At 41.3% G+C, this 20401-nt stretch carries 16 protein-coding genes; all 16 read left to right on the forward strand.

The window, feature by feature from the left end; genetic code table 11:
* The first annotated feature begins 5 nt into the window (after window positions 1-5).
* The 16 genes from QYC40_RS04520 (at window position 6) to QYC40_RS04595 (ending at window position 20363) form a co-directional block, all read left to right on the forward strand.
* Window positions 6-1496 carry a tagaturonate reductase gene (locus tag QYC40_RS04520; RefSeq protein ID WP_301992643.1) on the forward strand — a complete coding sequence of 497 codons (1491 nt, stop codon included), beginning with the start codon at window positions 6-8 and terminating at the stop codon, window positions 1494-1496.
* 4 nt (window positions 1497-1500) lie between these two features.
* A complete protein-coding gene (locus tag QYC40_RS04525; protein ID WP_301992644.1) occupies window positions 1501-3147 on the forward strand; it encodes a UxaA family hydrolase in 1647 nt (548 codons plus the stop codon).
* Window positions 3148-3157: 10 nt separating this feature from the next.
* Entirely contained in the window at window positions 3158-4558 is a 1401-nt protein-coding gene (gene uxaC / locus QYC40_RS04530) for a glucuronate isomerase (protein ID WP_301992645.1), read from the forward strand.
* A 334-nt stretch (window positions 4559-4892) separates the two neighbouring features.
* Window positions 4893-5906, forward strand: coding sequence for a LacI family DNA-binding transcriptional regulator (locus tag QYC40_RS04535; RefSeq protein WP_301992646.1), 1014 nt, complete (start codon window positions 4893-4895; stop codon window positions 5904-5906).
* Between the two features lie 66 nt (window positions 5907-5972).
* A complete protein-coding gene (locus QYC40_RS04540; protein ID WP_301992647.1) occupies window positions 5973-6842 on the forward strand; it encodes an AraC family transcriptional regulator in 870 nt (289 codons plus the stop codon).
* A 199-nt stretch (window positions 6843-7041) separates the two neighbouring features.
* On the forward strand, window positions 7042-8544 hold the full coding sequence (locus tag QYC40_RS04545) for an acyl-CoA dehydrogenase family protein (RefSeq protein WP_301992648.1): 1503 nt from the start codon (window positions 7042-7044) through the stop codon (window positions 8542-8544).
* A 655-nt stretch (window positions 8545-9199) separates the two neighbouring features.
* Window positions 9200-9637 carry a hypothetical protein gene (locus QYC40_RS04550; RefSeq protein WP_301992649.1) on the forward strand — a complete coding sequence of 146 codons (438 nt, stop codon included), beginning with the start codon at window positions 9200-9202 and terminating at the stop codon, window positions 9635-9637.
* A 53-nt stretch (window positions 9638-9690) separates the two neighbouring features.
* The gene (locus tag QYC40_RS04555; RefSeq protein ID WP_301992651.1) at window positions 9691-10362 is read left to right on the forward strand and encodes a hypothetical protein; all 672 of its coding nucleotides are present in this window, start codon (window positions 9691-9693) and stop codon (window positions 10360-10362) included.
* Between the two features lie 228 nt (window positions 10363-10590).
* Window positions 10591-11727 carry an NAD(P)-binding domain-containing protein gene (locus QYC40_RS04560; protein WP_301992653.1) on the forward strand — a complete coding sequence of 379 codons (1137 nt, stop codon included), beginning with the start codon at window positions 10591-10593 and terminating at the stop codon, window positions 11725-11727.
* A 657-nt stretch (window positions 11728-12384) separates the two neighbouring features.
* The gene (locus QYC40_RS04565; protein WP_301992654.1) at window positions 12385-12975 is read left to right on the forward strand and encodes a hypothetical protein; all 591 of its coding nucleotides are present in this window, start codon (window positions 12385-12387) and stop codon (window positions 12973-12975) included.
* Window positions 12976-13396: 421 nt separating this feature from the next.
* A complete protein-coding gene (locus QYC40_RS04570) occupies window positions 13397-13528 on the forward strand; it encodes a hypothetical protein (RefSeq protein ID WP_301992655.1) in 132 nt (43 codons plus the stop codon).
* A gap of 45 nt (window positions 13529-13573) precedes the next feature.
* Window positions 13574-15481 (forward strand): hypothetical protein, encoded by a 1908-nt coding sequence (locus QYC40_RS04575; protein ID WP_301992656.1) that lies wholly within the window; start codon window positions 13574-13576, stop codon window positions 15479-15481.
* Window positions 15482-15665: 184 nt separating this feature from the next.
* A complete protein-coding gene (locus tag QYC40_RS04580; protein WP_301992657.1) occupies window positions 15666-15866 on the forward strand; it encodes a hypothetical protein in 201 nt (66 codons plus the stop codon).
* A gap of 10 nt (window positions 15867-15876) precedes the next feature.
* Window positions 15877-17826, forward strand: a complete 1950-nt coding sequence (locus QYC40_RS04585; RefSeq protein WP_301992658.1) for a fimbrillin family protein — start codon at window positions 15877-15879, stop codon at window positions 17824-17826.
* 389 nt (window positions 17827-18215) lie between these two features.
* Window positions 18216-18407, forward strand: a complete 192-nt coding sequence (locus QYC40_RS04590; RefSeq protein WP_301992659.1) for a hypothetical protein — start codon at window positions 18216-18218, stop codon at window positions 18405-18407.
* 9 nt (window positions 18408-18416) lie between these two features.
* Window positions 18417-20363: a fimbrillin family protein gene (locus tag QYC40_RS04595; RefSeq protein WP_301992660.1), complete on the forward strand. Its 1947-nt coding sequence runs from the start codon at window positions 18417-18419 to the stop codon at window positions 20361-20363.
* Window positions 20364-20401: the final 38 nt, after the last annotated feature.

Raw genomic sequence — 20401 nt, forward strand, 5'->3', positions numbered from 1 at the left:
TCCATATGATACTAAGTAAAAACATACTCAGCAAGTTAAATCCGGAAAACGTGAGCCTGCCGGCTGCTGAGAGCTTTGATTATCCGGAGAAAGTAATACAATTTGGAACAGGTGTATTGCTGCGCGGGTTACCGGATTTTATTATTCATCAGGCAAATCAAGCAGGAGAATTTAAAGGGCGCATCCTCGTCGTTCAATCAACGGGGGCGGGCGCAGTAGATAGTTTTGCAAAGCAGGATAATTTATATACGCTGGCGATCAATGGTTTGGACGCTGGTGAAATTCGCGAAGACTACCTGATAATCAATGCGATTTCCAGAGTTTGTGCAGCTTCCGTACAATGGGAAGAGATTTTGAAAAGCGCAGAGAGTGAGGATATGCAAATCTTAATTTCCAATACAACAGAGGTTGGGATTGTAGCCAGCGATGACACTATCCAAGACATGCCGCCATCTTCCTTCCCGGGTAAAGTTTGTGCTTACTTGCAGCATCGCTATCAACATTTTAAAGGAGATCCCTCTAAAGGGATGGTAATTCTACCAACAGAGTTGATCGACAACAACGGTTCGCAATTAAAGAAGTATGTGTTGGAGGTCGCGGAACGATCGGGACTAGCGGCGGACTTTTTAACCTGGTTGGCTACAGCAAATGACTTTTGCGACACCTTAGTTGATCGTATCGTGCCAGGGAAATTAAATGCCCAACAGCAAATAAAGGCACAGCATTCTTTAGGCTATGTGGATGATTTGATGATTATGGCAGAGCCTTATTACCTGTGGGCAATCAGCTGTAATAATGAACGAACAGCGAATAAACTGAGCTTTGTGAAACAGCATGCAAGTGTACATTTGGTGCCTTCCATCAAAAATTTCAAAGAAATTAAGCTGCGCTTGCTGAATGGTACCCATACCTTCAGCTGTGCCGCAGCGATTATCGCCGGCTTTACGACCGTAACGGAAGCGATGGCTAACGATAGTTTTCGGCGTTTTGTATACCGTCTGACTCAGGAAATTATTTCCTGTATGGATGACCCGGGATTAGATAAGAAAGAACTGGAACGCTTCGCCAGCCAAGTATTAGATCGCTTCGCGAATCCTTTCCTGGAACATCGCTGGGAGAGCATTTCATTGAACTATACTACCAAAATGCGGATGCGGAACGTCCCACTCTTGTTAAAGAGCAAAGAATTGGCAGGATGTCCATTGTCGAGCATGAGTTTAGGCTTTGCTGCCTATCTGCTCTTGATGCGCAGTAAGGAATCTGCCGGACAATATATACAAGACGCTTATGGTCCAAGCATCACCCTTCAAGATGATCAAGCTGCGAAACTATTCATCTATAGTCAGCAGGGGCATGAGGGATTGGTGAAATTGCTGGAAGATCGGGAGATCTGGGGAGCAAATTTGATGGATATTCCTGATTTCGCAGAACAAGTGCAGCGAGATAAGCATGCCATCGCGCAGAATGGATTTTTAAAAGCATTTGAAGAAAAGTAAGATCATGCAACAACGAATTATACAATTGGACCCACTCGATAATGTGCTGGTCGCTTTACAGGACTTATCGGCGGGTGAGTCAGTCCTTTTTCAGGGCGAAACGTTTGAATTAAAAGAAGAAATTCCAGCCAAGCATAAATTTTTTATGCGCGATATGGCGGCAGGGGAATCGATTATCATGTATGGCGTCTTAGTTGGCAAAACCCAATATGCGGTTTCTTCGGGCGAGCGCATGAGCACTGATAATACAAAGCACGCAACCGATGGCTATGCGTACAGAGCTTTTGACTATCAATGGCAGGCACCTAACGCAGAGCGGTTCAAAGATAGGACATTTAAAGGCTATGTTCGCGCGGACGGACGAGTGGGAACGGCAAACTATTGGCTATTTATCCCTACGGTTTTCTGCGAAAACCGAAATCTCGATTTGATTAAAGAGGTAATGCATGCGGAACTCGGATACTCCGTTAGTGCGCCCTTTCGGAATTATACACAGGCATTAAAAGAGGCTTATTTGAAAGGCGACACATTGATGAATGCATCCTTTGATGAGCTGGCGCAAGCAAAACCAGATACGCATCGTTTGTTTCCGAATATCGATGGAATCAAATTCCTAACCCATCAGGGCGGTTGTGGTGGAACACGGCAGGACGCAGTGATACTTGGGAAACTTTTAGCGGCGTATGCTGATCATCCCAATGTGGCCGGCATCACCATCTTAAGTTTGGGCTGTCAGAATCTGCAATTGAAGGAACTATTGGATGAAATAAAAGCTCGTAATCCACATTTTGACAAGCCTTTGTTCAGTTTTGAGCATCAGGAAGGCTATACGGAAGAAGAGATGGTTCGCTTGGCGATTGCAAAGACTTTCCAGGGCTTAGTTGCAGCCAATCAGTTCGAACGGGAAGAGGTGAGCTTGGACAAACTGGTTTTAGGCGTAAAGTGCGGAGGCTCGGATGGCTTCAGCGGTATTTCGGCAAACCCGGCGGTAGGTTATGCGGCAGACTTGTTAGTAGCCTTAGGCGGTAAAGTATTGCTTGCAGAATTTCCGGAGCTTTGCGGTGCGGAGCAGAATCTGATCGATCGGACGATAGAGCCTGATGCAGCGAAGAAATTCATCCGTTTAATGCAAGCTTATAGCCAATCGGCTGAGCGTGTCGGCTCTGGATTTCATATGAATCCATCGCCAGGGAACATCCGCGATGGATTGATTACCGATGCGATCAAAAGTATGGGAGCCGTGAAAAAAGGCGGTACCGCGCCGATTGTCGATGTATTAGATTATACCGAGCCGGCTCAAAAAGCTGGGTTGAGCCTGGTCTGTACGCCGGGCAACGACGTCGAAGCAACGACCGGCAAGGCAGCCTCGGGCGCCACGTTAATCTTGTTTACTACGGGATTGGGAACACCTACAGGCAATGCCGTATGTCCGGTAATCAAGGTTTCCTCAAACACTGCTTTGGCAAAGCGGATGCCCGATATTATCGATATCAATACCGGGCCAGTGATTGAGGGAGAGAAGAGCATTGAGCAAATGGGGGAGGAAATACTAGAATATTGCATACAGGCAGCAAGCGGGGTGATTATTCCAAAAGCTGTGCAGTTAAACCAAGACGATTTTATTCCATGGAAACGTGGAGTCAGTTTATAAAACAACGAGAATGAAAGCATTTTTAGACCAAGATTTTTTGCTTCAGAGTGAGACCGCTAAGAAGCTCTATCATGACTACGCCAAACCTTTAGGAATTATCGATTACCACAATCATCTTATTCCTGAGCAAATTGCAAATAACAAGCAATTTGAAAACTTAAGTCAGGTATGGTTAAATGGTGATCACTATAAGTGGCGCGCCATGCGAACGCACGGGGTCAACGAACATTACATAACAGGGGATGCTTCCGATCGGGAGAAGTTTCGTAAATGGGCAGAAACTGTCCCTTACAGCATGCGTAATCCGCTGTATAATTGGACCCATTTAGAATTGCAACGATACTTCGGTATTACAGAATTATTAAATGCTGATTCTGCCGATCGTATTTTCGATCAGACCGCCGAACAGTTGAAAGACTCGAGTCATTCCGTACGTGGATTGCTGAAAATGATGAATGTTGAAGTCTTATGTACAACAGATGACCCGCTGGATAATTTGGAATATCACCAGGCATTTGCGAAAGAAAAGGAGAGTTTCCAAATGCTTCCGGCATTCAGGCCGGACAAGGCAATGCAAGCCGAAAATGTAGATGCTTTGAACGCCTATATCAATCAGTTAGAGGTTGTTGCAGATGTTTCAATTACTGATCTTCAAAGTTATTTAGATGCTCTGAAAGCACGTCATGATTATTTTGCGGAAAACGGTGGCAGCATTTCTGATCATGGTTTAGAGCAGGTATATGCTGCTGATTTTACGGAATCGGAGCTGCGTAATATCTTTTCGAAGATTCGCCAAAATTCCGCATTGAGCGAGGAGGAGGTCGTAAAATTCAAATCCGCTATGCTGCTGTATTTTGCGCAATGGGATCATGAAAAGGGATGGGTGCAGCAATATCATCTAGGCGCGCTAAGAAATAACAATGCGCGCATGTTGGAGCAGAACGGACCGGACACCGGTTGGGATTCAATCGGCGATTTCGTTCAAGGGAAAGCCCTGTCTAAGTTCTTCAATAAACTGGATGCCAAGGATCAATTGGCAAAGACGATTATCTACAATCTGAACCCCGCAGACAATGAGCTTTTTGCGACGATGATCGGGAATTTCAATGATGGTTCCGTGCGTGGAAAAATGCAGTTTGGCTCGGCTTGGTGGTTCTTGGATCAGAAAGATGGGATGACCAAACAAATCAACGCCTTATCAAACATGGGCTTATTGAGTTGTATGGTCGGTATGTTGACCGACTCGCGCAGCTTTTTGTCTTTCCCTAGGCATGAGTATTTCCGTCGTTTGCTTTGTGATATTTTCGCGAACGATATAGAGAATGGCGAGTTGCCAAACGACTTAGCATGGGTCGGAAAGATAGTTTCAGACATTTGTTATCATAATGCAAAGCAATACTTTGATTTTTAAATCGCCACGATAAACATTTCAATCATCCTAAACCAAACTTCTTTATCATAGTTTGGAGGAACGAGCAAAGAAGCTATCTGAGAAGATAGCTTCTTTGCTTATTCGAGACTTCGTCTACTCTAATCCCTTTTAAACCCAATGTAAACCCAATGCTAACCCCTTTCAAACCCAATGTAAACCCAATACAAACCCCAATTAAAACCGCTTGGTATGGGGAATGCAAGGGGGCTGAATGGGTTTATAATTGTTGCTCATTTCTTCTTTGTCGGTCTTACAGCTATTCTTCCTCGCTGTAGCGAAGTATATCTCGATATAATTATCTAAATTTATCATCATGACCCAAGACCATTATACCTTAAAAGATATAGCTAAGATTTTGAACTTGTCGCCGTCGACGGTTTCTCGCGCTCTGCGCGACAGCCACGAGATCAGTGAGGAGACAAAGCGTATAGTTTTGGAGTTTGCTACAAAGGTTAATTATCGGGCAAACCCTTTAGCGCGTGGTCTGAAAGAGCGTAAGAGCTATAGCATCGGTATCGTGGTTAGTGAGATCGCGAACAACTTTTTTTCGCAGGTCATTGATGGCATTGAGTCGGTTGCTTACGATAAGAATTACCAGGTTGTGATTTCACAGACCAACGAGTCTGCTGATCGCGAACGATTTCATGTAGAGCATTTTTTCTCCCGATCGATGGATGGGCTATTGATGGCAATGTCGTCAGAAAGTGCAGATAATACCTATCTCGAGGGGATCATAGAGCGGGGTATGCCGATTGTTTTCTTCGATCGTGTTCCTGCAAATCTGCCGAGCCATCGCGTGATCACGGATAATAAAAGAGGGGCGTTTGAAGCTGTACAGTTTCTGGTAAAGAAGGGCTGTAAGCGGATCGCTTTATTAAGTTCATCGAAGAAGTTGTCGAATAGCAAAGAGCGTCTGGAGGGGTTTAAGTTGGGTTTGATAGCGCAGCATTTGGAATTTGATGAGCAGCTGGTTCAATATTGTGAATATGGTGGATTGAAGCAATCCGAAATTGATAGAGCAATTGACAATTTAGCAGAACTTGACTATGATGGCATTTTCCTTTCGGGTGATAAATTGACTACCGGCTATTTGCAGGCGCTGCGGAAGAATGCAAAGCTGGCGAAGAAGCCTATCGAGATTGTCGGATTCACAAATTCGAATTTAGTGGATATCTTTTCGCCACGCATCACCGCCATTCGACAATCGGCTTTTGAAATGGGGAAACAAGCAGCAGCGCTGTTAATCGAACAGATCGAACAAAGAGGAAGAGAAACGTCATTTAAAACCCTGGTCTTACCCGTTGAATTAATCGAGGGGAAAGAGTAGCTAGGCTTTCTTTAGCTTTAAATTGGTTTATTTAAATTTGAAGGATTATAACGATATAAGAGGCTGATGGATAAGAATAAAATCAATGCGGATGAGTTTGTAGCGAAGTTTATGGAAGATGGACTTAAACATCTGACCTATATTCAGACGCCTATTAAAATATTTGCACTCGGTGATATTGCACCTTATTTGAAGATCCCGATTCCACCTATATTCTTTGGGTATAATTTATTAATACATATTACAGAAGGATATTTCACACACCAAATCGAATCGACGACATTCAAGGTTCAGGCGCCGGCGGTTGTTATCTGTAATTATGGGACCATATCAGCGATACATTCGGTGGATAAACTTGCTCAGGGCCATTGTATCTTAATTAAGGAGCAAGCAATGACTTCCTTATTTCGCGAGCAGGAGATTCTTAATATTTTTACCATATCCCCTTTGCTCAATCTTAGTAAGACTGATAGTAGTGATTTGGATAGTTTACTGCGACTTTTGAATAAGGAAATATACACTGAAAGTCCTTATAAGGAGTATTATGAAAGTATTTTTAAGACGGCTTTGTTGAAGATCATCAAGCTTTCGGATGCAAATGAAACGCTGGGAAGAAGAGAAGAGATTGCTATCGCGTTTAAACAATTAGTGCATCTTCATTTCAGCGAGCAGAAATCGGTAAAATTTTATGCTGATAAGTTAGCTGTTTCATTGAATTACCTAAATCGTTGCGTGTCAGCAGTGTTTAAGAAGTCTTCAAAGCAACTGATTCTGGAAGTTGCTATTATCCATAGTCAGCTGCTGCTGTTGGAAACGAATAAGACGGTAGCAACGATAGCCTATGAGCTGGAGTTTGATGATCCTTCCTATTTTACACGAATCTTCAAAAAAATAGTGGGCATATCGCCAAGTGAATACCGGAAAACAGGCAGTTAGTCATAGTCCAGTCTATGCACGATTTGTCCTATTTATTATCCTAATATACATAGTGATTAAAATGACTTCTATCTAATTTTACATATGTCAAATATTGTATATTTCGACGCGACACATCTATTGAGAAATAAACCTAGCAGTCGAATGAGCCTTAATCAGGTAGATACAATAAGTATTAAATGTAAAATTGAATTGAAACATGTCTAACGTTATTAGTCAACAAGATTACACAACCTATATTAGTTCATTCAGAGCTCATCTAAAACAGCTTTTTAGAGAAGAATATGATTATAATGCGATCAGTTTAAATCGCGACTTGCCAGCGGATTTTTTAGCGAAAATCATGGAGAAGAAACCTCTTTCTGTTGCTATCCCCGAGCTGCATGGCGGCCGAGGGGTGCAGGTGAAAGAATGCCTTGGGGTCCTATCGGCAGCGTCGTATGAGTCGCTTGCTTTGTCACTGATGTTCGGGATTAACATTGCTTTGTTTTTAGAACCATTAGCGAAATATGGCACTTACCCGGTTCAGGAACGTATTTTCAAACAGTTCTTAGAGAATAACGCTATGGGCGGTTTGATGATTACCGAGAAAGCTTACGGTAGTGATGCGCTGAATATGAAAACAGCGTATCAACAACTAGGTGAATCTTACCAAATTAAAGGTGAGAAACACTGGCAAGGGCTTAGTGGTGCGGCAGATTTCTGGTTGGTGACTGCTAGAAAACAAGCAGAAAATGGAGATCTATCGCGTGATATCGATTTCTTCGTTACCGAAAATAATAACCCCGCGCAACATATTCCAATGGTCGAGCGCTACGATAATCTAGGGCTTTATGCGATTCCTTACGGAATCAACGCAATTGATGTGGTCGTTCCGGAAGAGCAGAAGTTGGTTCCGGAGAGTACAGGCATCAAATTGATGTTGGATATGCTTCACCGCAGTCGTCTTCAGTTCCCGGGTATGGGACTGGGCTTTATCAAGCGTCTGCTTGATGAGTCGTTACAACACTGTCAGCAACGCATCGTTGGGGGTGCACCTTTAATCAATATCGATTCGGTCAAATATCAATTGGCAAGAATTCAGGCTGCTTTCACGATTTGTTCGGGTATGTGTGCCTTTAGCGTAAAGAGTAGTGGGATAGAGCACGATCTAGCGACGATGAGTATTGAAGCAAACTCGCTGAAAGCTTTGGTAACGGATATGATGCAAGAGTCTGCTCAGATAAGCCTTCAATTGGCTGGTGCTAATGGTTACCGTTTGAATCACTTGGCAGGTAGAGCGGTCGTTGATAGTAGACCTTTCCAAATTTTTGAAGGTTCGAATGAGATGTTATATGCGCAGATTGCAGAGGCGGTCTTAAAACTGATGAGAAAAGCCAAGGAGACGCACTTCTTGACTTTCTTGAAATCTTATGATCGCACGAATATCAGCGTGGATTATTTCAAGTCGCAGGTTGATTTCAATTTGGATGGCGGTTTGAACCAAAGAGATCTGGTAACCTTAGGGCGCATGATTTCACGGATGATCTGTTTCCAATTTGTGTTAGAAATGAACGGTTTTAATGAGCAGCTAGTAGAGTTGACTCGCCAACATATGCTGATGGATTTGACCATGTTAAATGGACAGTTTATGAGCAAAAACCATGCGGATCCAATTGTAGGTTACGAAGAGAATGCAGATTGGATGAATTTTATTTCGTAGAAACTTCCGCATTTAATTATTACAATAAAATACAGCATTTTATTTTGATTGCTTAATTGTGAGATAAAGAGGCTAAGTTGGAACATTACTTAGCCTCTTTTTTCTGAAAATATTTGTTTCCATAGGCCAATCGAAACGTTCGTTCCCTCCGCTGTTTCGTGCCTCCTGTTTGATTTTAAGATGATCATGATACCCATAAAAGTGAAAATGCTAGAAACTTATTTCCTGCTTTTTTATCGGTATTTCATGAAATAAAGAAAAGTCAGTCGACCTTGAGTAATCCCCTTATTCAATTGTGGCTATAATTTTACAAATGAAAATTAATAGCTTATTGCTATTTCGAATAAAAATTACATAAAAGTGAAATATAAAACTTTATTATTTCATTAATACACTTTTTGTTATTCGGGTTATTCCGTACGCATTTTATTTGTTGCTGTATTAAATTATGTTCTCGTTGTGACAAAATTGCTAAAGGTCAAATGTTTGGCTAAGTGTTTCATTTGCACTTAATTTGATGGTGATTATTTCGTCGAGCTCCAAGTGCACGATGGGATTTAAGAAGTTTATTTCATCACAATAAAACAATTAGAAACGGTGTGAACAAAAGGGTATTGTTTACATCGATAATGTACCACAAAATATTGAGAGTATTATGTTAAAAAGAATTCTAATCATTGGATTCTGTATCGGATTAATGGGCTGCGATGATGATGCAATCGTTTATCCGCCAGAGGTTAAGGAGACGATTGCCGCAGAGTTGAAAAATACGGTTTGGAAACCAACGTATGCAGCATCGAATGAGTCGGGCACTCACAAACAAGAAGGTTTAAGCCAAGCTTACATTCAGGAAATTAAATTCGTGGATAAGGTTGTGGAGCTAACTGAACGTTCAGGCGCGGTAAAACGTTATGGCTATGATGTTAGTAACGCGAATAATTCAGCTGCCATTCCGGATCCGATTCAATTGAACGTGAAAACTAACTATGCAAATTTGTATCTCACTTTACCGAGAGACTATTCAGACATGGAGATGTTCTTGAAAGTAAAAGAAAAAGAATCGCTCTTTTACGAAGCGCGATATAAGAAATAGAGAAAAGCAAACTACCTACGAGAATAACAAATCAATAATAATTTTTAATACAGATGAAAAATTCATTTTTACTTAGTGTTTTATCCTTGCTAACCTTCGTTTCTACGGCATTCGCAAATAACCCGTTAGAAGATAAATTACCTGTTTCAAAATACCAATTCAATGGTTTATCGAACTATTGGTTTTTCGGTGCAAACGTGGGAGCAAATATCTTCTTTGGAGATCATGATAAGCAATATGATTTCGGGAAGCGTATTGGTCCAGCATTCGAAATATACGGTGGTAAATGGTTTAACGACGCATTCGGAGGCCGTGTGGCACTTTCTGGAGGACGTATGAAAGGCTTAACTCAAGATGTGAGTCTTTCGAATGGGGTAGAGTACGATCCTTCTCAATGGTTGAGTGAGCAAAGATTTACATACTTCAACTTAAGAGCTGATGTGATGTTTAACTGGTCGAATGATATTTCAGGTTTTGATGCGAACCGTATTTATACCATGATCCCTTATGCGGGAGTTGGTGTATCTACTTCTTTCGATGAGCCTGCAGTGACTAGATTCTCGCCACATGTAGGGTTTTTACAAACAATCCGTATGTCAGATAAATTAGATTTTAACATTGATATCCGCGGAAATCTTCTTGGTGATGGTTTCGATAGAGAATACGGTGGTCGTAACTTCGAAGGAACATTAACAACCGCAATTGGCGTTAATTTCAAATTGTAAGGTAATTCAGAATATTCTTATTCCTCTATAATCTAAAGTCCCTGAGTTCTGCGAACTTGGGGACTTTTGTATTTATAACAGTTTCCAGATGCTGCTGTTCCGTGAAGCGCTCAGCGGGATGTCATCAAATCACTTAATTATCCTACAAAATTATGTGAACAATCAATCATTTCGTACTTTGTAGATATTCAGCAATATCCATTACATTCAGATTGAACAACAGCAGCTATGGAAAATCAAGCGATTACATTCGATTCAGCAAGTCCGCAGTCTAGCGCTGTTCGGCCGGAATTATTTTACAAGGTTGATATCGTAGTGATTGGTGCCGGGCAGGCTGGTTTATCGGCAGCCTACCACTTAAAGCGCGAAGGTATCGAGCCGGGGAAAGGCTTCGTGATCCTCGATGATGAGTTTGGACCGGGTGGTGCTTGGCAACATCGTTGGGATTCCCTAACACTGAGCAATGTTAATGGTATAAATGATTTACCCGGTTTAGGTTTTGCAGATGCTGTTAATACCCAGGATAAGGAACTGCAAGCCAATGTCGCTATTCCTAAATATTATGAGCTGTATGAGAAAACGTTTGAGCTGCCCGTTATTCGTCCGGTTCAGGTTACGGATGTGATTGACAGGAATGGTCGCTTTCTTATCCGAACGAACGGCGTACAGTTCAACGCGCGTGGTATTATCAATGCGACCGGCACCTGGAAAACCCCTAATTGTCCGAAATATCCGGGCTGGGAGAAGTTTAGAGGACGTCAATTACATACCGGTGAATATAAGAATGCCGAGGAGTTCATTGGCAAACATGTGATTATCGTAGGAGGTGGAATATCGGCTGTGCAATTGCTTGGAGAAATCTCTAAAGTGACAGAAACTACATGGGTTACTCGCAGGCCACCGGATTTTAGGCATTATGAGTTTACGCCGGAGCATGGAAGGGAAGCTGTGGCAATGGTGGAAGACCGCGTACGAGAGGGACTGCCACCGAAATCTGTTGTTTCTGTTACGGGGCTGCCGATAACGCCTGCAATTGAAGATATGCTTGAGCACGGAATATTAGATCGAAAGCCCATGTTCAAGGAAATCACCGAAACGGGGGTAAGATGGGAAGATGGGACAACGATGGAGGTGGATGTTATTTTTTGGAATACGGGATTTCGTCATTCCCTAGATCACTTGGCAGGCTTGAAACTTCTTAACGAAAAGGGCGGGATCGCTATGAGTGGTCAGTTGCTAACACAAGTCGCTGCGGACCCGCGTATTCACCTAACCGGGTATGGGCCTTCCTCATCTACGATCGGGGCAAACCGTGCCGGGAGAGCTGCTGCAAAGGAGTTGATTGCGTATCTTAATTTACGTTAGCCTTTCTTAATATTTCCTTTTTTAATCTTTCTATTAGTTAAAATTACCACATTTCAATAATGGCGTAATAGCTACATAAATTTGTTTTTTAGGCTATTTGTTTTCTCAATATTTCATTTCATAGTTTTGATTCTCTAATTTAGACGTTTGTTGATCTAGTTTATTCACACTAACAACAATCGATTATCAAATTTAAGTTTCAAATAATTCGGAGTAGTCGTTTTTGAAGTCGAATCATATTTTTCGAAAAGTATTTGATAGTTTATTTTAAGTTTTAAATCTCCTGAAAGTAAAAGTATGGGCATTGCAAAGATTTGGAATAAGATTACTAATCATCATTTACCTGCAGACTTAGATGGATTAGACCTTATCAAGGCACGAGTTTTAAATCAATATTCTTTTTTGATTGCATTTTTCTTTTTTATCGATTCGATAAGAGATTTTTTAGCAGGATATAGACTAACCTCCTTTTTTCTTTTCGTTGTTGGGATTACGTTTCTCCTGTTGTTTTTCTACACTAAAGTTCGATTCAACGATTTTTTCGTTTTTGCGGTGATGTTGTTGTGCTGTATACTGGTCTTGTTTTTTTCGTCTTTGATAGGTTTTGAAAGTGGTATATCCTTTTATTATTTTGCCATTCTCTTAGCCATAGTCTTTTTGTTTAACGAACGCAAGAATTATGCTTATGGTCTAATTTTATTCGGCGTAATTCTATCTTTCTTTTACCTCGGACAGGAATATGAGAACCCAATCTTCAGCAATAGTTTCGAGACTGCTCCTGAATTGGTCAAGACAATTCGTATACATACATTTGTTCAGATTCTTATATTCACAGCGTTTAATGCTTATCTCTTGATTTCGAAAAATAGAGAAATATCTAACTTATTCGCACAAAAGGAGCGGAGTGAGCTAATAATTGATCAATTGAACGAAAAGATTACGGATACCGATAACTCTGAACCGTTAGAGAAGCTAGTCAACTTAGCAATGAATGATAGCGCGTCTTTCTTGCCAGTTTTTAAAGATATTTTTCCAGACTTCTATGGTAATCTTGCTGCAATTAATCCCAATATGACTATAGAGGAGTTCAAATTCTGTGCTTTGTTACGTCTTGGCTTTACTACAAAAGATATTGCCACCTTTACGCATCTTGCGGTACGCAGCGTGCAGACTAAGAAAAATAGGTTGAGAAAATCTTTTAATATTCCTTCTGAAGAAGACCTGTATACCTGGGTCGAAAGCATTTAATTCCAATTTTACCTGAACGTCAGCTTTAAGGCTCCGCTCATGGTCGACAAGCATTATTTTTCGCTGTCATCTCTTATTCTGCATTCCATTTCCTGAATAGTCATTTACGTTATTCAGGGATATAAATTAGTGTATTCATGAAAAATTTCTAATGGGTATCATAAATTCCTTGTTTTAATATTTTATTTCGTTCTGTTTAAATATTTGAAAATTAGCCTGTTATAAATAGGTTGATTTTCGGTGTACCTCTGTGGTATCTTGCAGTTGTATTCGTGTAGTACTGTGTTTTTAAGCTGAAAGTTGAGAAATTCCGAAGTTTGGACAAGGTTAACCTTAGATTAAATAATTAACAAATTACAAGATGAATGCAAAAGAATTAAGTAAAAAGAGGTATAAATCCCCTCAGATAATAAAGGACATCGTGTTATTAGAAAATAGCGTAGCAACGAGTTCTGCTACGGTATCACCGGGTGGGGGTAAAGGGAATCCCAACCCATGGATTGTGGGCGAAAGCGAGGAAATGTTACAGCAGGAATGGGAGTTTTACGACTAGGGTATGATATATTGTGCACCCCTTTCGACTAATAAGACATCTAGGATGTTTTATTTTTTGTTGATGGTTTTGACCTCTGCTTCCTTACTCACGGCCTGCTCTAAAGAGAATTTAAAAAATCGGAATCTGTCTGATAAGCTGATATTTTCTGTGGGTGGGATTTCGATCGAGAAGGCTATAGCATTTAAAGATAATCCTAAAAGCATACTTGGCAACAGTTTTCGTTCAGAAATACAAAGTGAAAATTCTACATCTCGAAGTTACGATGTCGGAGAATTCACAATGGATGTTTCTGGCGCGCTTGAACCTCTATCTAGTTTGGAAGGAGAACCTGGCATGCTGTATAGAAATTCTCAATCCAAGATTGCTAGCACAAACGCTAGGACGGCATTAGTGCCTATGCTAAACGGCATAAAGTATCGTATTTTATTAGTGAATCCTATTTCAAATAGCATTGAATATTCAGGACTGGCGACGTCGGGGGAGCTATTGGAAATTGATGTAGTGAAAGGTGCCGATTATAAATGGATTGCTTATTCATACAACACTGAAGATGTTATTGAAGAACCACAGCATAGTCAAATGACAATTGATTCGAGAACAGACGCGCCCTTACTTTACGCAAGTGGGATGGTTAGATCAGCGGTCGTTGGCAGCGAACCGATTGTGATTAACTTTCAACACCAGCTCGCTCAAGTGCAGGTGGAAATCGATACCAAGGGGCTCTTCGGCGGTGTGGAGGAACTCGATGCCATGTTTGCCGGAGATTATATAAAGGTTGGGAAATTCAACATCTTAAATGGAACATTTGATCCGAATATGATCAGTGTGGATGTAGGTAATTTGTTGTTTCACAACCCGGATTCCACCTCAAATCGAGTGAAGCTTGCGAAATATTATACTGCAGACACCCAAATATCGAGCTTTAGATTACAATTTTCGAACCTTTCCATTCGATTAATAAATGATAAGGTTGAATCGCTAAGCGCGAAATTTCCCTCGGGAGGACTCCTAGAATTTGGACCGTACGCTGGGTCGAGTAAAGGCAAAATCATAAAAGGATTATTAGAAATGTGGAAAATATTTCCGAAGAAGCGGATTTTACATGTAGAAGGAAATGCTGCTTACAGTTATGCTGCATCCAACCCTCTAAAGGCCTCAGGTGCATTTTTACGAAATCCATTAAATTTTGGTTTGAAAAGTGAGTTCCTGCGTATTGAGGGATTTGAACATGAAGTCGTGGGCTCTGCAAGGAACACGCTTAAAAATCGATTAGCTGATCCCGCCAATTATCCAGATATCATCATAGCAGGGATGTTTAGCGGATTTCTAACCGATGATTACAACGCGATGGCAGAATATATCAATCGTGGGGGTGTGGTATTTCTAATGATTGAAAATTCAAATCAGTATGTGGACGCCTTTATGAAAAATATTTTAGGCCCATCGGTCTCTACAGCCAATTACGATAGCGGTGGTGCTATATATACCCTCACAACCGAAGACGCTGATGTATTAAATTGGCGATTTGGCGATGTGCGAGGAAAAAACTGGGGTCAGGATTTTTCTGCAACATTGTACGTGAAAGATATTCCGGAAGGCCTTGTAATTCCTTATACATCAGATTCAAGAAATTATGCGCCAAGGGTTGGGACGACGATGTTTCGGCACAAAACGAAACACCTATTTTTCGTTGGAGATACCGGGTTCTTATCCTGTGAACTTCGAAGCGGACAATACCCGGGCTATTTATTGGAGCCATTCGTCGTATCTACTGACGGGAAAGATCTGCCATTGCCACACAAGGCCTATGGAAATACAACCGCATTAGGGGCCTTGGACTATTATAAAGTCGGGGCGACATATGAAGCACATAATTCCATGATATTTGGCAATGTTTTTTCATTGCTGGTTGCAACCTCGCATTATAACGGTATCAATAAAGTCAAGTAACTGAAAACCATGTTGGTAGAAATAGCGCTTTTTATAGCTGCGCTATTTCTGCTTCATTTTTTGTTGTGTAGTATATATGTTGTATTGATCAAAAGTAGCCGTGTTGTACCCAGTTTCCAATTGTTCTTTACTGATTTCATTAACCTTGCAAATCTTATCCTATGAACAAATATTTATTAATGTAATGCGAACAATACCTAAAAAGCAATGGTGCAAAATGGCGTATGCCGCTCCAACAATTACTTTGAATGAGATTGAAATGGAAACTTCAATTGCTGCAAGCTCAGCGACCGTTTCTCCGGGGGGCGGAACTGGAAACAGCAATCCTTGGATAACAGAGGAAGTTGAAGAAGTGAGAAACAACGAGTGGGAATTATTTGGTTAGCGATATGGACATGATGACTACAGCTTTAATAAATAGCATATCTAGGACTTGTTATTTATTTCTGACGCTGCTATTTAGCGGTTCATTATTCTTCTCCTGTTCCAAGGATCAATTCATAGACACCTCTCAAACGGCGAAACTGAGTATAGTCGTAAGCGGGGTGATTGATGCGCTAGATGAACAGAGCTTGCCAAGAGCGATGAATGGAGGGCTCGAGGGAATGATTTCGTCGACGGCAGGTCAAGTAAACTCCATTAAAATCGATGAATTTACTATTGATATTACTGCTCGGAAAACATCGGATATCGAAGAATTAAAGCTTCCTAATAAGTTGGGCAGCACGCAAAAAAAGCAATCGGGCAACGAGCTGTCAAAAGCAGCGACGGTTGGAATGGAAGATGGTATTCAATATCGAATCCTGCTGTATAATACGTCGACAAATAAATTTGAACGATCGGAAATCGCGACATCCGGAACAGCATTGGAAATCGATGTGTATAAGGGGCAAGAGTATGAATGGTATGCCTATTCTTATAATACGGCTGATCATATCGAGGCTCCGGACATCAATAACCCACAAGTAATTAGTAAAACGGACAGTCCTTTGTTGTATGCAAGTGGAAAAGTCACGGCGACAGATATCGGATCCACGCCAATCCATATCAATTTCCAACATCAATTGGCGCAGATTAAAGTGGAGGTTGATACCAGAGCGGTGTATGGAGATATTCACGATTTAACCGCAGTTTTTAATGCGAATTATATTAAAACGGGCAGCTTCAATATTCGTTCAGGTGCTTTTGAGGGGAGCCTGACGGATGTTGCAGTAGGTGAACTTAACTTCATTACAACAGATATTAACAATAACCGCGTCAAAGTTGCTAAGTATTATACGGCCGATGTGCTGCTAAATGCTTATCAGGTAAAATTCAATAAGCTAGATATTAAACTTCCAAACGGGGCGATAGCATCTCTAGCTTCAAAATTCCCCAATGGCGGTATGACGACATTTGATAATTACGTAGGTTCTAGTAAAGGTAAAATTCTGACAGGGAATCTTAAAATGTGGACTGTATTTCCTCGAAAATCCATACTTCATGTCGAAGCCTACGAACTTTATGGAACAGCTGCTTACTACACGAAAGTTGCTTCAGGTGCCTTTATAGAGAATCCTCTAAATTTTGGGCCTAGCAGTAATTATTTCAGGATTGAAGGATTTACACATACAATGATCAATGCTGCAGCAGGAAAACTTGCTGAAGCGCTAGCGAATCCCTTGAACTATCCAGACATTATTATAGCATGCATGGAGTCGAAATTCAACGATACCGATTATACCGCGCTTAGAAGGTATATAGACAAGGGCGGGGCCGTATTCCTAATGATTGAACAAGCTGGCACAACGAACAACCAAGCAGCTTTGAACTTCTTCCATGATCTCTTTGGTACGGGTGTTTCCCTAGCCGAATACGATGCTGGAGGAGCTGTATACACAATAACGGATCAATATCAAGAATACCTGACTTGGCCATTTGGTGATGCTCGAGGATCGAACTGGGGGCAGCACGATTCAAAGACGCTGTACGTTAGTGGGCTACCGCCTAGTGATGTTGAAATTTATAGTACCACTTCAAGAAACTTTGAACCACAAGATGGCGCAACGATGTTCAGACATAAAACGAAGAATTTCGTTTTTGTTGGAGATACCTATTTTTTAGCCAATTCTTCTAGGAACTTTCAGTGGGGCTATAACTATAAAAAACCATTTGTTACCTCCGGTACAAATTCCAGTGACTTTCCTATTGCCCATACAAAATATGGCGCAAAAAGTAGCGTAGGTTCCTTAGACCACCCGACGTCAGCAGGATCATGGCAGGTCGAAAACTCCATGATCTTCGGAAATATCTTCTCGCAACTTGTTGCAACCTCCCATTATATGGGGATAGACAAAACTCCTTAGTCTATCGTGTGTTAGTGTGTAGCTAGCGTAGGACCTAATCCTGCGCTAGCTTTTGTTTTTTGACTTTCGTCAGGTCGTTAAACAGCGATTTTTTGGGTGTAAAACGCCGCAAAAATACCATTAAAGACAGGATAAAATCTATTTCTGCGCCATTTCCTCAATCATTTCTAGTTTTGGGAGGGACATAACCTCAATATGGGCGCTCAATTAACACATTGACTTACAATTTTATAGCGTTTTGATTTTTTACATGTCCACCGATAACGTATATCTGACGTATATACTATCGTATATCCTGAGTATTGAAGTATTCTTCCATATTTCCACCAATATTGACATTTGACCAGATTTATCAATTGCATAAATCGTTTACAAATTTTTCAAATACGATGGATAACCGTAAAATTTTTACTAGTAACTATGTTCCACCACGCTTAACGAGCGAAGAGCTGGAATTGGAGGGCGGAATTGCCGCGGTCTCTGCGGCAATTCGACCTGGGGGAGGGACGGATAATGCAAGTCCTTGGGTAACCGAAGAAACTGAAGAGACCATTAATAAAGATTGGGGAATTACTGACTGAACCAAGAAGATGAATTCAATATTTAAGATTTTGGTTACATCCAGGATGTTCCAAATTTGGATGGTGATTCTAGTAATGCCGATCATGCTTGGTTCCTGTCGGAAAGATAGCGCGAGTAGTTCAGGCGGTGAACCTAAATTAGTGATCAATGTTGGCGGTATTGTTGCACCAGTACAGCCTAACCCGATAAAAGCATCGTCTGCCATTGAACTTGAAGGTATCTCAGCTTCCAATACCAATGTCAAACCATCAATGAAGGTAGGTCAGTTTTCAATGGATCTACAGGCTTCTAAGGAAGATATGGATCTGAACCTTAGGCAACCGAACATGTTGAGCAGCACTCCGCGATCTGTTTCAAATAACGGTGCATTAAAGAGTGCCGTCGTGAAGATGAGTGCGGGTGTCAAATACCGCGTGCTACTTGTTAATACCCTGACACAGCAGGTGGAGATGGACTTTGTAGCAACCGCAGGTGAAATGCTAGAAATTGCTGTTGTAGAAGGTAGAACCTATCAATGGTGCGCCTATTCTTATAATTCAAGCGATGAGGCTGATCTAGGATCCGTAAATCTTGTGGCTCCAACTATATATTCCAAACCAGATAAGCCGCTGTTATTTGCCACTGGCCAAATAACCACGGTGCTAGGCACGACTCCAATCTCGATAAACTTTCAACATCAGATGGCGCAATTAAAAGTAGAAGTGGACACAAAGGGGATGTTCGGGGATATCGTAGATATTTCCGCCTCTTTTGCGGCGAATACAATTAAGGGTGGCGAGTTCAACTTATTGACGGGAGCATTCCAAGGCAACTTGTATACCGAAGAGCGCGTTGGTCTACTTAACTTCAAGAATAAGGATACGAGTTCGAATCAGGTAAAAGTGGCAAGTTTTTATACGGCAGATGTCAACTGCAATTCCTTTGAGGTTCAATTTGCAGATTTGAATGTAAAATTGATCAACGGCAATACGGAGTCTTTAGCGGGTAAATTTCCGGACGGTGGATCAGTTACTTTTGGAACCTATAACGGTTCAAGTAAAGGAAAGGTGTTAAATGGAGTGATGAAGATGTGGAAGGTATTTCCAAGAAAGACAATTTTGCACATCGAGGGAAATGCCGCCTTTAGTTATGGCGCTTCGGTTCCAACCTTGGCCTCGGGTGCATTCTTAAGAAACTCCTATAATTTTGGGCCTCAAAGTAACTATATGCGTATTGAGGGGTTTGACCACGTCGTCATTTCCCCGGTTGCAAACAGTTTAAGGGATAAATTAGCAAACCCTGCAACTTATCCAGATGTAGTCATTGCCGGCATGTTTGCTGGATTTAACGCGGCTGATTATGATGCCTTATACAATTACATCGAAAGAGGGGGAGTTGTCTTTTTAATGATCGAAACGGAAACGCCGAACGTCGAAAATTTTATGACGAAAATATTCGGCACTCCAATCGACGCAGTAATTCATGATGCCGCCGGAGCCGTTTATAAAATGACGACAGAAGATGCCGATGTGTTGAACTATTGTTTCGGCGACGTTCGAGGCGTTTATTGGGGGGAGGATGGCTCGCATAGTCTATATCTGAACGGTATTCCAGCATCATCCGTAATCAGTTATACCGGTTCATCCCGAAACTTTGCTGCGGCAACAGGATTGACCATGTTTAGACATAAAACAAAGCATTTCTTCTATGTAGGTGATACCAGTTTTTTGTCATGTAATAAACTAAATGGCGAGACAAGCAGCTATATATACTTTCCTTTCGCCACAACGACCGATGGCCATGATTTTCCAGTTCCTAAATCGAAGTTTGGGGAGCTCGCAGCACCTGGTTCGCCCGATTATCCACAATTCAACTATGTTAATTATGCCAAGGTATATAATGCTGTTATTTTTGGAAATGTATTCGCTCGATTGGTTGCGACGTCCCATTATATGGGGATCAATCGTAACCCGTAGACAATACGCTATTCGCTGTAGCTTGCGAAGGCTTAGTC

The organism is Sphingobacterium sp. BN32, assembly GCF_030503615.1.
Taxonomy (GTDB): domain Bacteria; phylum Bacteroidota; class Bacteroidia; order Sphingobacteriales; family Sphingobacteriaceae; genus Sphingobacterium.

What these genes read in the sequence shown, in the direction of transcription:
- QYC40_RS04520 (WP_301992643.1), top strand. Translation starts at nt 6, where the DNA reads ATGATACTAAGTAAAAACATACTCAGCAAGTTAAATCCGGAAAACGTG.
- QYC40_RS04525 (WP_301992644.1), top strand. Translation starts at nt 1,501, where the DNA reads ATGCAACAACGAATTATACAATTGGACCCACTCGATAATGTGCTGGTC.
- uxaC (WP_301992645.1), top strand. Translation starts at nt 3,158, where the DNA reads ATGAAAGCATTTTTAGACCAAGATTTTTTGCTTCAGAGTGAGACCGCT.
- QYC40_RS04535 (WP_301992646.1), top strand. Translation starts at nt 4,893, where the DNA reads ATGACCCAAGACCATTATACCTTAAAAGATATAGCTAAGATTTTGAAC.
- QYC40_RS04540 (WP_301992647.1), top strand. Translation starts at nt 5,973, where the DNA reads ATGGATAAGAATAAAATCAATGCGGATGAGTTTGTAGCGAAGTTTATG.
- QYC40_RS04545 (WP_301992648.1), top strand. Translation starts at nt 7,042, where the DNA reads ATGTCTAACGTTATTAGTCAACAAGATTACACAACCTATATTAGTTCA.
- QYC40_RS04550 (WP_301992649.1), top strand. Translation starts at nt 9,200, where the DNA reads ATGTTAAAAAGAATTCTAATCATTGGATTCTGTATCGGATTAATGGGC.
- QYC40_RS04555 (WP_301992651.1), top strand. Translation starts at nt 9,691, where the DNA reads ATGAAAAATTCATTTTTACTTAGTGTTTTATCCTTGCTAACCTTCGTT.
- QYC40_RS04560 (WP_301992653.1), top strand. Translation starts at nt 10,591, where the DNA reads ATGGAAAATCAAGCGATTACATTCGATTCAGCAAGTCCGCAGTCTAGC.
- QYC40_RS04575 (WP_301992656.1), top strand. Translation starts at nt 13,574, where the DNA reads ATGTTTTATTTTTTGTTGATGGTTTTGACCTCTGCTTCCTTACTCACG.
- QYC40_RS04580 (WP_301992657.1), top strand. Translation starts at nt 15,666, where the DNA reads ATGCGAACAATACCTAAAAAGCAATGGTGCAAAATGGCGTATGCCGCT.
- QYC40_RS04585 (WP_301992658.1), top strand. Translation starts at nt 15,877, where the DNA reads ATGATGACTACAGCTTTAATAAATAGCATATCTAGGACTTGTTATTTA.
- QYC40_RS04590 (WP_301992659.1), top strand. Translation starts at nt 18,216, where the DNA reads ATGGATAACCGTAAAATTTTTACTAGTAACTATGTTCCACCACGCTTA.
- QYC40_RS04595 (WP_301992660.1), top strand. Translation starts at nt 18,417, where the DNA reads ATGAATTCAATATTTAAGATTTTGGTTACATCCAGGATGTTCCAAATT.